The following is a 13,101-nucleotide window of genomic DNA, read 5'->3' on the forward strand; positions in this document are numbered from 1 at the left end:
CCACCTGTTCCTGTCACGTCCCGGGCCGCAGCCGCGCCAGCAGCGCCGCCACCGCCCAATTCCAGTCCCGCCCGGCCATGTCGGCCTGCGCCTGTGCCGAAAGCCGCGCCAGCAGCGCCGGGTCCTCCGCCAGCCGCCGCAGCGCCTCCACCGCCTGGCCGGGGATATCCTCGCCGCCCAGCAGCACGCCGTTCTCGCCGTCGCGCAGCACTTCCGCCACTGCGCCCACATCCGTCGCCACCGGCACCACGCCCGACCGCATCGCCTCCAGCACCGTCAGCGGCAGCCCCTCGAAATAGGACGGCAGAAAGAACACATCCGCCTCGGCCAGCGCCTCGGCCAGCGCCCCGGGGTTCTGGATCGGCGGCTCCACCATCGCGGCAATGTCCTCGGGCAGCGCGCCGCCGCCATCCAGCACCGCCTTCCCGATCAACCGCCAGCGCAAGGGCAGGCCCGCCATCCGCGCGTGGCGCAGCGTGGCCACCAGCCGGTCCACACCCTTCTGCCCGTCCAGCCTGCCCAGATAGATCACCCGCAGCGGCGCACCCTCGGGCCGTGGCTTGCGCAGAACGCCCTCCGGCAGGGCAAAGCTCGGTGCATTCAACACCGGCACGATCTTTTCCTCCGGCACCCCCATCGCGTGGCACCACCCGGCAAGCTGCTCGGAACAGGGCAGGAACAGGTCATAGGCATGTTCATAGGCAAGCCCGAGATAGACATTCCCCACGGGCCGGGAAAACGGACTCAGATCGTTCAGATGCAGCGACAGCCCGGTCTTCACACCAAAGCGGCGCAGCTTGCCCATCACCCCGGAAATCGCCCCGCCATGGAAGTTCAGCACGGCATCCAGCCAGGCCAGCATCGCCAGCGCATCGCCGTGATCGCCCCAGCGCGCCCAGTCCGACAGCACCGTCCCGTCATAAAGCGTCTGGCCCCCGCCCCAGGTCGCAAAGGCCGGGTCGCAGAAGAAGGTCACGCTTTCGAAGGCATCCCGCCATTCCGGGCCAAGCTGGATCTCCCGCGCCTCCAGAACGAAGAGATGCGGCACCAGCCCCGCCGCCTTCAGCGCCGCCGCGACATTCAGCGCAACCCGCTCCACGCCGCCGAACTCCACCAGCGGCAGCAGGAAGCCGACATGGAACCGCCCGTCTCCCGCCCGCGGAAAGGCCGCCTTGCCCCCGGTCGGCACCCGCGCCACCTCATGGCTGCGGGTCCGCCAGACGACATCCGGATTGCGCCATTCCCAGACCTTGTCCGCCGCCGCGCGATAGACCGACCCTTGCATCCGGCGGGCCAGCGCCACCATGTCCTGCGCCACCGACCAGGGCGCCACGCGCGCCGCCTCGGGCAGGAACTGACGCAACCGCGTCAGAAACCCGCCCGTCACCGGCGGCACCAGCGACGGCGGCAGGCGCAGCCGCACCACGCCCGCCGGCACCGAACAGACCGCCGCCGCCAGCCCGGACACCCAATCGTCCGACCGGTCGCGGAACAATTCGCCCAGCAAGGCGGGCCGCAGCATCACCATCTCGGCCTGAAACCGCATCCGCCCCTGCACCGCCTCCTCCGACCAGCCCAACCGGTCGGCCTTGCCGCGCTCCAGCGCAAGCCCGGCAAAAAGATGATCCGCCGTCCGCCGCTCCAGGAGCCACAGCGCGAAATGCACCATCCCCGCCGCCGTCAGCGCCGCCAGCACCGCACTGCGGGTCACCACCAGGAAGGGCGGCACGTGATAGCGGCTGCTCCCGGTCTGCCCGCGCCACCACAGCGCCTCGAACTCCGCCAGGGTCAGCCGCTCCACCGGCCCCTGCGCCGGGTCCAGCATGACCAGAACCTCGTCCCGGTCGCTCAGCACCACGGCATAGCGGGGCGCCTCCACCTGCTCCAGATCGACCAGCCGCCTCGGCCGATACAGGGCCCGGTGCTTCCGCTCGATCTCGCCCCGGATGACCGCCGCATCCCGTTCGGACTCGGCCAGCATGCTTTCCCCGCGCTTGCGGTAGAGAAAGCCGAAATTCTCCAGATTCCGGCCCCGGAACCCGGCCCCGCCCGCCTGAAGGAAGAACTCCCAATCCTCGAAACCGTGCCTGAAGCTGACATCGAACAGGATGCCCGCCGCAAAGACCCGCCGCCGGATCAGGCTGCCCGCTTCGCACAGGTTCATCTGGCTGTGCAGCAAAAGCGAATAGTCGCCGCCATAATCCCCGGCGAAGGTCAGGCCGAACATGTCGATATTGGGATAGATCCAGTCCGCCTCGGGATGGTCGTCCAGTTCCGCCACCGCCCGCGCCAGCGCGCCGGGCCGCAGCCGGTTGTCCGCATCCATCATGTAGATCGCATCCACCTCCGGCGCCTCCGCCAGCACATGCCGGATGCCGTGGTTGCGCGCATCGCTCAACCCGCCATTCGGCTTGCGCAGATAGCGGATACGCTCCGGCCAGGCCTCGGCATAGGCCCGGCAGACCGCCTCCGTCTCCTGATGCGGACACCCGTCATTGACGATCACGACATGCAGCGCAAAGTCACCCTCCTGCGCCAGCGCGCTCTCGATCGCCTCCGGCAGCAGGACGGAATGCCGGAACACCGGAATGATCACGGCGACCGCCCGCACCGGCAGATGCATCGCGCCCGTCAGGGCGCGCTCCCCTTCCGCCAGATCATCCCGCATATCGCGCCTCAGACATGCAGCACCACCGACGAGAACCCGCTCCAGCCATAAGCATTGCTCGTCGCACCGGGCGGCAGCCGCGTCATCAGATAGAGGTCATGCTCCGCCGCAGGCAGATCGGGCAGGATCAGCGTCACCTGCCCGGCCCGCATCGGCTTCATCCGCACCCAGCCCGAATGGGCCTCCTCGGGAAAATCCGGCAGCGCGCCGGGCCGCTTCGGCCGCATCGCGGCAGGCAGCACCGCAATCGCATACTCCACCACCGGCCCCTTGGCGTTCCGCGTCATGACGTCAACCGAAACCTGACGCGGCCCCGCCAGAGGCAGCGGCAGAATTGCACAGGCCACCTGCTCGGGCATCACATGCACCAACAGCGCACCGCCGCCCTGCACCGGCGTCATGTCCCGCGCCAGCGTGTCCAGATTGATCGCCCGCAGCAGATCGCGCGCCTCCAGCCGCCGCATTCCGGGACCCGCCTCCATCTCGCCATCTGGCAATCGCCCCGTGGCCGAAGCCGGTGCGCGCACGCCCGGCAGATAGTGCCAGATCTCCATCGCCAGCACATGCCGCCCCACCGGCGTCCCGCCACCGGTCTGCGGCCGGAACCGCGGGTCGGGATGCGCCATCGCCGTGGCCAGCCGCAGCGGAACCGCCCCGCTCCAGCCAAGCCGAAGCTGCAACCCGACCGGATCTTCCTCCAGCCCCCGCACCAGCGACAGCCTCAGCCAGCCCGAAGAAAGTTGCGCCGCGGGCAAGGTCCATTCCGCCAGTTCCCGGCCCAGATCGGGGCTTTCCAGCCGGCAGGTCAGCACCCCCTGCCGCGGCTGCGGCACTTCCGCGATCCGCACCGCCAGATCGGACAGGCCCACGCTCCCCCCCGGCAGCCGCTGCACCATCTCTGCCCCGCTCGGCAGTTCGGCCACCGGACTTCCCTCGACCGGGGCCAAGGCCATCAGCAACTTGCGCTCCGACAGGCGATGGTGAAACGCATGGGCCTCCAGCCGGGCAAAGGCCGCCTGCATCGCCTCATGCTCCCGCCGCAAGGCGGCCATGTCGCGCATCAGGGCCACCGCCCGCCGCGCCGCGCCCTGCCGCTGTGCCAAAAGCACGTCCGCGATCCAGGACAGCGCCGCCTCGCGCCGCGCCCCGGCACGTTCCTCGCTCAGGTCCAGCCGGTCGGGCAGGGAAACGCCGAACCGCGCCAGCCACCCCGCCGCCATCGCCTCCACCGCCGCCGCCCCGGCCCGCGACAGGACAAGCACGCCCAGCGCCGCGCCATGCACCAGATCGGCCGGAACGCCCCGCCCCTCCAGAACAAAGCCCTCCGCCCCGCCAACGCAAAGCGCCACGGGAAGCGCAAGCTTTCGCGCCGCCTCCAGATCGGCATCGGCCACAAGGATCAGGGAAGATGGGACAGCCTGCCCCGCATTCCGGTCGCGCGCCCTTGCGGGCTCGGTCATCTCCACCGACACGAATTCCACCACTTACACACAGGATGACGGGTCACGACCCAACGACAGGCACAATAGGAACACAGGAAGACGCCGTCAACCGGGGCGCCGTCACTGCCGCCTGCGCGCCTTATCTTCCAACGAATTCAAAGGCAAAACGTGTCGCAGCCCCCTCCGGAGGCGGCGGAAACGGCGCGGCGCGGCGGATATGGTCCACCGCCACCTGATCCAGGGCCACCGATCCCGAAGAGGCCACGACCGCAACCCGCCGCAGCCCGCCATCCGCCCCGATCTCGAACCCCACCGTCACCTTGCCCCGCTCCGGGGCCTTCTGCCGCCGCAGTTTCGCAATCTGGCGCATCACCACATCGCCATAGTGCGCCGCCGACTGCCCGCCCGCCGCGCGCCGCACCTCGGCGGGCCGCACCGCCTGCGTCGCCCCCGCCGCCTGCGCCGCCGCCGGGGCCGCCTCCGCCTCGGCTGTCTGCTTCTCCGGGGCGGGCTCCCGGCGCGGCGCCTCTGCCGTCTCGGCAGGCGTCTCCGGGCTGCGCCGCGCTCGCTCCGGCCGCGGCTGCGGCCTCGGACTGACCGCCAGCTCCCTTGTCGGCTCTGCCACTTCGGGCGGGGGCGGCGGGGCCGCAGGCAGGATCGGCGGGGCCTCGGCCTCCGGCAGCGTCATCTCCGGCAGCGTCATCTCCGGCGGCGCAAGATCGGGGCGCGGCATCGCCACAGGTGCCACCTGCGGCACCGGATCGGCCAGCGGCACCTCCGGCGCGACCTCCGCCTCGGCCATGCGCGGCGCCTCCGCCACCACGGTAGGCGGCGTCGAGGGCAGCACCGCCGCCATCGCCACCACCCCCACCGACAGATCCAGCGCCACCGCCTCCACCGCCCCGTCTCCGGCAGGCGCCAGAGGCCCCCGCAGCGCCGCCGCCGCCGCCCCGGCGAACAGCCCCGCCGTCACCGCCGCCGCGCCCAGCCATCCTGCCAGATCGCGCGCCCCGCTCATCCCCCCGCCTCCTCCGTCCCGACCAGCGCCACCTTCAGAAAGCCCGCAGCCCGCAGCGCATCCAGCACTTCCATCATCTGCCCGTAAGGCAGCGCCGCATCTCCCCGGATCAGCACCGCCCGGCTTCGGTCCCCGCCGCTCGCCGCCTCCAGCGCGGGCGCCAGCCCCTCGGGCGCGACCTCCGTCTCGCCCACCGACCAGACGCCCTCCGCCGTCACCGTCATCCAGATCGGCTCTTCCGGCCGGTCCTGCGGCGCGGCCGAACTCGTGGGCAGGGTTACCGGCACATCCACAGTCGAAAGCGGCGCCGCCACCATGAAGACGATCAGCAAGACCAACATCACGTCGATAAAGGGGGTGACGTTGATCTCCGCCGCCACCTCATCCTCCTCCCCCTCGCGCGGCAGCCCCCCGCTCACGCCCCCGCCCTCCGGTCCAGATCGCGCGACAGCAGCACCTCGATGACCACCGCCATATCGGCCATCCCCTGCCGCAGGGCGGCCACCCGCCGCTGCACGGCGTTATAGACAATCACCGCCGGAATCGCCGCGACCAGACCAAAGCCCGTCACCAGCAGCGCCTCGGCAATCCCCGGCGCGACCACGGCAAGGTTCGTCGTCCCCTCCGCGCTGATCGCAAGGAAGGACGACATGATCCCCCAGACCGTCCCGAACAGCCCGATGAAGGGCGCCGTCGCCGCCACTGTGGCCAGAACGCCGGTCCCCCGGCGCAGCCGCGCCGTGGCCCGCCCGGCCACCCGCTCCAGCCGCGCCCGGACGCGCTCCTTCACCCCCGCCGACACGGCGGCCGATGGTCCCGGCGGCATCAGCGCCACCTCCTCCACCGCCGCCTCGGCCATCGCCGCCCCCGGACAGCGCCGCCCGCGCAGGATCATCCCCGCCTCGGCCAGCGTCCCGGCCCGCGCCACGGCGGCCAGGCTCAGCCGCAGCCGATGCCCCGCCAGCCACAATTCCCCCAGCTTGAAGACCAGTACCGTCACCACGGCGAACAGCCCCAGCCCCAGCAGCAGGCTCACAACCTGCACCACCCAATGTGCGGCCTGAAGCATCTCCACAACGGGAACGGGCGCATGAAGGGGGGTCAGGGCGGGGCTGGTCGCCCCCCCCTCCTGCGCCAGCGCGGTCCCCGGCAGGACCGGCAGGAAAGCCAGCACCCGCCGCATCAGAAGGCGATCCGCTTCGCGATCGACAGCTTCGCATTCCGCCCCACCGCATTGTCCAGCGCCAGGTTGTTGCGATAGGTCTCGTCGAAGATGTTCTCCACCGACAGGTTCACTTCCAGCCCGGCCAGCGCACCCTCTTCCGGGGCCCAGGTCAGGAACAGGTCATGCGTGTCATAGGACGTCCCGCTCGTCGTCGCCGACGATGTGGTGATGTCGTCGAAATAGCTCGCCCGCCACCCCAGCGTCAGCGCCTGCTCCGGCAGCTTCGCGCCCAGCGTCAGCACCACATTCTCCGCAGGCGTATCGGCCAGCGTCAGCCCCGTCGTCTCGTCCTTCGTCCGCACATGGGCATAGGCCAGTTGCGCGAACCAGCGCTCGGCGTCATAGGCCGCCTCGATCTCGCCGCCCCAAAGCTCTGCCGCAGCAATGTTCGAGAAGTAGGGAACCGACGGCCCCCCCGCCACGCGCGGCGTCACCGCGATCATGTTGGTCACGTCGTTGTGGAAGGCTGTCACCTTCATCTGGAAGCTGTCACCCTCCGACAGGATGTTGCCACGCTGGAAGGTGAAGCCCAGTTCCACCGTGTCGGCCGTCTCCTTTTCCAGACCAAGGCTCACCGTCCGCGCGGGCAAGGCCCCCGCCGCCTGCGTGGAATACAGCTCGTCCAGCGTCGGCATCCGCTCCGTCCGCGCCACTGACCCGAACAGCGCGAAACTGTCGTTGATCTCGTACATCGCGGCGATCTTCGGCGACACGGCCGTATCCTCCTGCGCCGTCCCCCCCGCCGCAGCCGAGGCCGCATTCGGCACCTGCTCGCCGAAATCGACCCGCACGCCGGGAATGATCGTCAACCGTTCCGCAAAGGTGAACTCGCCCTGCACATAGGCCCCGATGCGGCTGTCCGTGCCACCCGGATGAAAGCCCAGCGCCCCAAGGGACGAGGTCGCCGTCCGCTCTTGCTCCATCACCTGCACCCCGAAGGTCAGGTAATTCTCCCAGCCGCCCGCGCTCAGATCGGCGATGTTCTCCACCTTCAGGGTCGTGGTGGCATAGCCGTAGGAACTGTCGCACAGCACCTGGAACGTGCCCACCGAACACAGCGCACCCAGCGAATAGTCGCTCTTCTCCACCGAGGTATCCGTATAGGATGCCTGCACCGTCAGATCGAGAAGCGGGTTGTCCCGGAATTCGTTCCGCCAGGTCAGGGTGATCGTGTCATCCACCGAATGCAGGTCATGCAGCCCGAAGGAGGTCACCGTCGCGCCCCCCGTCTGCGCCACCGGCGTATCGTCCAGATCGCTGTCCGTCCGCGAGACCGAGAAGGTCAGGCTCTGCTCCCCCTCCGCCCCGAAGGACCACTTCCCCTTCAGAAGGCCCGACCAGCCCTCATAGGCCGTCCCCGCCAGCCGTGTCCCCGATCCATCCGCCTTGTCATTCGACGAGGTGGTGTTCAGCGCCGCAAGGAACTCTGCATTCCCCACCCGCGTCGCCGACAGCACGCCCAGCTTCACCCCCTCGCCATTCGACTCGTATCCGCTGGAAAAGCGGAAGGCCTGGGTCTCGCCCTCTTCCAGATAGTCGCTCGCATCCTTGGTGGTGAAATTCACCGCCCCGCCGATGGCCCCCGATCCGTAAAGCGTCGAAGAGGCCGGTCCCCGCAGCACCTCCACCCGCTTGTAAAGGTCCAGATCGCCGAAGAACGATCCCATCCGGTAGCTCTCATAGAATTTCGGCGCACCATCCACCGTGACGATGATCCGCGCCTCCGAGGCCGTCTGCTCGCTGTTGCCGATCCCCCGGATGTTGAAGGCCTGTCCCAGCACTCGGGCCGAGGCCCCCGCCCCCTGCACCCCCGGCACCGACTTGAACAGGTCCGAAAGCGTGGCAGGCTGGTCCCGCTCCAGTTCCGCTTCCTCGATCGTCGTCACCGCCTGCGGCGTCTCGATCGCCACCTTCGCCGTCCCGGCGCCAAGGATGATGCGGCCCAGCATCTGGAAGAACCCGTCGCTCTCCTGCGCGGCCACGGGACCGGCACAGATCAGAATCAACGGAACGGAACACAGAAGTTGCGCCCGGAAGGCGCGCGAACGGATCGCCATGGATCACCCCATTAGATGTTGTTTTTGCAGGGCTGGCCGGGCGAAATCCGGAAAGGGTCGCGTGGCTGGCGGCAGGCCGGAAAATTCCGACTTGATCTGTCAGGAAATGGCTTCTAGAAAAGCTGACCATAACTGTCAAGTATCCCCGATACCTGACCGACGCGCACCAGCCCCTTGCCCCGGCCTCGGCCCCGGCCCGCCAGACGCGCCCCCGCCTCAAGACCCGGAGCATCCGTCATGGCCCTCGGCCAAACCCCTTCCCTCACCCCGTCCGACATCCGCGCCCTGCGCGCCGCAAACCCCAAGGCCCGCGCCCGCGACTTCGCCCATGCGCAGGGCCTGACCGAGGCAGATCTCGTCGCCGCCCATGTCGGCCATGGCGTCACCGTCATCGACGCGACGCCAGACCGGCTCTTTCCCCTGATCCGCGACCTCGGCGATGTGATGGCGCTCACCCGCAACGACTCCTGCGTCCACGAACGCCGCGGGGTCTATTCCGATTACCGCTCCGGCCCCCATGCCGCGATGGTCCTCGACCCGGAAATCGACCTGCGCATCTTCCCCGCCTATTGGGTCCATGCCTTCGCCGTGATCGAACAGGGCGAAGACGGCCCGAAACGCAGCCTGCAAATCTTCGACGCCGCAGGCGATGCGGTCCACAAGGTGCATCTGAAACCCGAATCCGATGCCGCCGCCTTCGACCGCCTTGTCGCGGCCCTCGGGCAGAACCAGCAGGACCAGACGCTCCACCTCATCCCCCGCACCCCGCCCGAAGGCCCCAAGGGCAACCCCGCCCGCGCCGATGACCTGCGCCGCGAATGGGACGCGATGACCGACACGCACCAGTTCAACACCCTCACCCGCCGGCTCAAGATGAACCGCCTCGGCGCCTATCGCCTTGCCGGGGAAAGCCGCGCCGTCCGCGTGGCGCAGGACGGCATCACCCGGGCCCTGCACGCCGCCGCCGAAGGCGGCATCCCCCTGATGGTCTTCGTCGGCAATCAGGGCTGCATCCAGATCCACGGCGGCCCCATCGCCAAAGTCGTCCCGATGGGCCCGTGGATCAACGTGATGGACCCGCGCTTCAACCTCCATCTCCGCACCGACCACATCGCCGAAGTCTGGCGCATCTGGAAACCCACCCGCACCGGCGCCGCGATCAGCCTTGAGGCCTTCGATGCGAGGGGCAGCCTGATCCTTCAGATCTTCGGCTACCGCAAGGACGCCGCGCCGACCGCCTGGAACGCCTTCACCGCCTCCCTCCCCGCGCTGGAAGAGGTGACGGCATGATCCGCCTTCTTCCCCTCCTCGCCCTTCTCGCCACTCCGGCCCTCGCGGACCCGGCGCAACGGGTGCTCACCCTCGGTGGCTCTGTCACCGAAATCGCCGTGGCCCTGGGCGCACAGGACCGGCTCATCGCCCGCGACACCACCTCCACCTTCCCGCCCGAGGTCACCTCCCTTCCCGATGTCGGCTATTTCCGCGCCCTCTCGCCCGAAGGCGTGCTGGCCCTCAATCCCGACCTGATCCTGTCCGAAGATGGCGCAGGCCCGCCCGAGGCGCTCGACATCCTTCAGGCCGCAGGCATCCCCTTCATCTCCACCGGTCAGGACACCACGCCCGAAGGCCTCATCGCCAAAATCAACGTCGTGGCCCGCGCCCTCGACCTGCCCGAGGAAGGCAAGGCCCTCGCCGCCCGCACCGCCGCAGGCCTGGCCGAAGCAAAGGCCCGCGCCGCAACGGTGCAGTCCCCGAAACGCGTGCTCTTCGTCCTCTCGCTTCAGGGCGGGCGCATCATGGCGGGGGGCGAAGGCTCCTCGGCCGAAAGCATCATCGCCCTGGCGGGGGGCATCAATGCCGCCACGGGCTTCGACGGCTACAAGCAGATCACGGATGAGGCGGTCATCGCCGCCGCGCCCGACGTCATCCTGATGATGGATCGCGAAGGCGACCTGGCCATCGCCAATGACGACGTGCTCTCTCATCCCGCCCTCTCGCAGACCCCGGCCGCAAAGTCAGGCGCGATCCTGCGGATGGACGGCCTCCTGCTCCTCGGCTTCGGCCCCCGCACCCCGCAGGCAGCGGCAGAGCTTCACGCCCTCCTCTACCCCACCACGGGCTGAACCATGGTCGCCCTCCCCCTCCCCGACGAAGGCAGCCGTCCAAAGCCGCGCCACATCACGCTGGTCCTGCTAGCCCTCGCGGCGGGCGTGTCGCTCCTGTCGCTCGGCACCGGGGCGGCGGGCCTGCCGCCCGCCCGCCTGCTCGCGGCCCTGTCCGGCATCGACGCGCTGACCCCGGCCGAATCCCTCATCCTGCACGACATTCGCCTGCCCCGCCTGGCCATGGGACTGATGGTCGGCGCCGCGCTCGCCGTGGCGGGCGCGCTGATGCAGGGCCTTTTCCGCAACCCGCTGGCCGATCCCGGCATCGTCGGCGTGGGGGCGGGCGCCGGGCTGGGGGCCGTCCTCGCCATCGTGCTGGGCGGTCTCCTGCCGCCCGCCCTCGCCGCGCTGATCGGGGGGCAGCTCGTTCCCTTCGCCGCCTTTCTTGGCGGCTGGATCGCCACCCTCATCCTCGCCCGCGCCGCCATGTCCGGCGGCCGGACCTCCGTCGCCACCCTCCTCCTTGCCGGGATCGCGCTCGGCGCTCTGGCCGGGGCGGCCACCGGCATCCTCACCTTCCTCGCCGATGACCAGCAGTTGCGCGACCTTACCTTCTGGTCCATGGGCTCCCTCGCCGGGGCAAGCTGGGCCAGGATCGCCACCGCCCTGCCGCTGATCCTGCCTGTCGTCCTCCTCGCCCCCCTCCTCGCCCGCGCGCTCAACGGCCTCGCCTTGGGCGAGGCGCAGGCCGCCCATATGGGCATCGCCGTCGAACGCACCAAGCGCCTGACCATCCTCGCCACCGCCGCCGCGGCGGGCGCGGCCACCGCCATCGCAGGCGGCATCGGCTTCATCGGCATCGTCGTGCCGCATCTCCTGCGGCTGGCCTGCGGGCCGGATCACCGCACGCTCCTGCCCCATGCCGCCCTTCTCGGCGGCACCCTCCTCGTCGCGGCCGACATGATCGCCCGCACCCTCACCGCCCCTGCCGAACTTCCCATCGGCATCGTCACCGCCACGCTCGGCGCGCCGATCTTCCTCTGGATCCTCCTGCGCCGCCGCGGCCTTGCCGGGATCTGACCCATGCTCGACGCCCGCAACCTGACCCTCACCCGCAACCGCCGCCCGGTCCTCACCGACATCACCCTCACCGCCCGGCCCGGCGAAGTGACCGCTCTCATCGGCCCCAACGGCGCAGGCAAATCCACGCTTCTCGCCGCCCTGACCGGCGACCTGCGCCCCGACAGCGGCAGCATCCACCTGAACGGCGACGATCTCGCCACCCTCCCGCCGCGCGCGCTGGCCGCCCGCCGCGCCGTCCTCACCCAGACGACCGAGGTCGCCTTCCCCTTCACCGTGGCCGAACTCATCTGTCTCGGGGTCGAGGCCAGCCCCGGCCCCGCCGACCCTGCCCTGATCGACCGTCTCCTGACCGAGGTCGATCTCCCCGGCATGGCCGAGCGTCCCTATCACGCCCTCTCCGGGGGCGAAGCGCAGCGCGTCCATTTCGCCCGCATCCTCGCCCAGGCCCGCCGCGCGACCACACCGCAAGGCCCCGTCTGGCTCTTCCTCGACGAACCCGTCAGCAGCCTCGACATCGCCCATCAGCTCCTCGTCATGCGCCGCGCCCGCCGCTTCGCCACCGAAGGCGGCGGCGTCCTCGCCGTCCTGCACGACCTCAATCTCACCGCGATGGTGGCCGACAGGGTGGTCCTCCTCGCGCAAGGCCGCTGCCTCGCCGCAGGCCCCCCCGCCGAAGTCCTCACCGACGCGCTCCTGTCCGAAGCCTATCGCTGCCCCATCCGCACCTGCCGCAGCCCCGCCAGTGGCCCCTGGCTCCTGCCACAGATGGCGGGCGGCTAGACCAGCCGCCCCATCCGCGCCGCCAGTCGCAGCGCATGGGCCGCATCCTGCGCCACACCCGGCAGCACCGGGTCATAGACCGCCCGGATCACCCCCGCGATCTCGGGCCGCAGCATCACCGCGCCGCCCTCCGCCACCACGAGCGGCGACCGGTCCGCAAAGGCCCGATCCGACCACAGCACGATCACCTGCACCGCCTGGCTCAGGGCCAGCGTCTCCACCGGCACCGCCGCCAGATGGGCATCCATCCGCACAAAAACAAAGGCCGCCCGGATCGCCCCCTCCGGGTCAAAGCGGAAGATGCGATACTGGTTCGCCTCCGCCGCCTCCAGCCTGGCGCAAAGCTCGGCCAGCCCCGGCACCAGCCGGTCAAGGTTCGGCACCTCAGGCAATTCCGCCCAGTCGCGGAAGAAGAAGATCATCAGGTTAGCGCCAAGCTCCGGGTCCGTCTCGGCCATCCGGTGCCCGGCCAACGCCACCACCGCCTCCAGCGCGCCCTTCACCACCGAAAGCGTCGCCTCCTCCACGCCAAAGACCACCGGCACGATGGGCCGCCCCCAGCGGGCGCAAAGATACTGCCCATCCGCCCGCGTGAACAACGCCCGCACCTGATCCGGTTCCATCCCCGCCCCCAGCGACCCCGACCCGCGCGCCTTACCGCCTTCCCGCACGCACCTCAACCGCGCAAAGGGCCTGCCCCTGCCGCAGGCAGGACGCAAGCCC

General features: G+C 70.1%; 11 protein-coding genes. 4 read left to right on the plus strand and 7 right to left on the minus strand.

Translation table 11 applies throughout. The annotated features are described in order from the left end of the window. Positions 1-13: 13 nt before the first annotated feature. From C0V75_RS19180 to C0V75_RS19205, 6 genes are all read right to left on the minus strand, one after another. Entirely contained in the window at positions 14-2,668 is a 2,655-nt protein-coding gene (locus C0V75_RS19180; RefSeq protein WP_101922589.1) for a glycosyltransferase, read from the minus strand. An 8-nt stretch (positions 2,669-2,676) separates the two neighbouring features. Beyond that, complete coding sequence (locus C0V75_RS19185; protein ID WP_101922590.1) at positions 2,677-4,152, minus strand: DUF6212 domain-containing protein; 1,476 nt, start codon at positions 4,150-4,152, stop codon at positions 2,677-2,679. Between the two features lie 97 nt (positions 4,153-4,249). Continuing rightward, the gene (locus C0V75_RS23080) at positions 4,250-5,128 is read right to left on the minus strand and encodes an energy transducer TonB (RefSeq protein ID WP_101922591.1); all 879 of its coding nucleotides are present in this window, start codon (positions 5,126-5,128) and stop codon (positions 4,250-4,252) included. After that, positions 5,125-5,547 carry a TonB system transport protein ExbD gene (exbD, locus tag C0V75_RS19195; RefSeq protein ID WP_216821482.1) on the minus strand — a complete coding sequence of 141 codons (423 nt, stop codon included), beginning with the start codon at positions 5,545-5,547 and terminating at the stop codon, positions 5,125-5,127. Before exbD ends, C0V75_RS23080 begins: the two co-directional genes overlap by 4 nt. Continuing rightward, on the minus strand, positions 5,544-6,311 hold the full coding sequence (exbB, locus tag C0V75_RS19200) for a tonB-system energizer ExbB (protein ID WP_101922592.1): 768 nt from the start codon (positions 6,309-6,311) through the stop codon (positions 5,544-5,546). The genes exbD and exbB overlap by 4 nt, the downstream gene beginning before the upstream one ends. Then, complete coding sequence (locus C0V75_RS19205; protein ID WP_101922593.1) at positions 6,311-8,410, minus strand: TonB-dependent receptor domain-containing protein; 2,100 nt, start codon at positions 8,408-8,410, stop codon at positions 6,311-6,313. The genes exbB and C0V75_RS19205 overlap by 1 nt, the downstream gene beginning before the upstream one ends. 237 nt (positions 8,411-8,647) lie before the next feature. Here C0V75_RS19205 and C0V75_RS19210 point away from each other — a divergent pair, with 237 nt between their 5' ends. The 4 genes from C0V75_RS19210 to C0V75_RS19225 are packed head-to-tail and all read left to right on the plus strand — an operon-like array spanning position 8,648 to position 12,378. Beyond that, positions 8,648-9,700, plus strand: a complete 1,053-nt coding sequence (locus C0V75_RS19210; protein WP_101922594.1) for a hemin-degrading factor — start codon at positions 8,648-8,650, stop codon at positions 9,698-9,700. Then, a complete protein-coding gene (locus C0V75_RS19215) occupies positions 9,697-10,533 on the plus strand; it encodes a hemin ABC transporter substrate-binding protein (RefSeq protein WP_101922595.1) in 837 nt (278 codons plus the stop codon). Before C0V75_RS19210 ends, C0V75_RS19215 begins: the two co-directional genes overlap by 4 nt. 3 nt (positions 10,534-10,536) lie before the next feature. Beyond that, the gene (locus C0V75_RS19220; RefSeq protein ID WP_101922596.1) at positions 10,537-11,595 is read left to right on the plus strand and encodes an iron ABC transporter permease; all 1,059 of its coding nucleotides are present in this window, start codon (positions 10,537-10,539) and stop codon (positions 11,593-11,595) included. A 3-nt stretch (positions 11,596-11,598) separates the two neighbouring features. Next, positions 11,599-12,378, plus strand: a complete 780-nt coding sequence (locus C0V75_RS19225) for a heme ABC transporter ATP-binding protein (protein WP_101922597.1) — start codon at positions 11,599-11,601, stop codon at positions 12,376-12,378. Here the strand turns inward: C0V75_RS19225 and C0V75_RS19230 are convergent. Continuing rightward, positions 12,375-13,001 (minus strand): hypothetical protein, encoded by a 627-nt coding sequence (locus C0V75_RS19230; RefSeq protein WP_101922686.1) that lies wholly within the window; start codon positions 12,999-13,001, stop codon positions 12,375-12,377. The genes C0V75_RS19225 and C0V75_RS19230 overlap by 4 nt on opposite strands. Positions 13,002-13,101: the final 100 nt, after the last annotated feature.

It is taken from the genome of Tabrizicola sp. TH137 (genome assembly GCF_002855575.1).
In the GTDB taxonomy this organism is placed as follows: domain Bacteria; phylum Pseudomonadota; class Alphaproteobacteria; order Rhodobacterales; family Rhodobacteraceae; genus Paragemmobacter.